The sequence below is a fragment of the Nocardioides guangzhouensis genome, assembly GCF_004519545.1.
GTDB lineage: Bacteria > Actinomycetota > Actinomycetes > Propionibacteriales > Nocardioidaceae > Nocardioides > Nocardioides guangzhouensis.
The window spans coordinates 1-451 of sequence record NZ_SDKM01000146.1 but is presented as its reverse complement, the minus strand read 5'-3'; the positions used below and the strand labels follow the sequence as shown (position 1 = coordinate 451).

The window sequence follows — 451 nt, the reverse complement described above, 5'->3', positions numbered from 1 at the left end:
TCGTCTACGGCGTCGCGGGCATCGGCAAGTCTGCACTGCTCAACGCCTTCGCGAGCGGCGTGCGAAGGTCCGGACCCCGGATGTGGTGGATCGACTGCGCAGCCATCGATCCGACGGAGTCGACCTTTCGGGCGGCGCGACGCCGCGGGCTGGCAACCAGGAAGCGCCGACGTCCAGCGCCAGCGGACGCTCACCCACCGGCGCTGGCTCGCCGCCGGCACGGGCGAGAGCCCGAGCGGCGTGCAGGCCGCGGCGCTGCTCGACGTCAAGCGGGACTACTTCCGCCTGCGGCCACACCTGGGTCGGCTCCACCTCGGCGTCCGCGCCCCGCGGCCCTTCCTCGACGCACTGCGCACGCTCGGCTTTCGACCCTCGACGGACTCATCGAGGTCGGCGGCGAACCGTTCCACCCTCGCCGCCCTCGACTTCGGACCGGACTCCGTCGACGGGT

1 protein-coding gene is annotated in these 451 nt (G+C 72.7%); it reads left to right on the top strand.

What is annotated here, in order from left to right; translation table 11 throughout:
- Positions 1-240: 240 nt before the first annotated feature.
- A partial coding sequence (locus EKO23_RS25990) for a hypothetical protein (RefSeq protein WP_217702818.1) occupies positions 241-451 on the top strand: 211 nt, incomplete at its 3' end.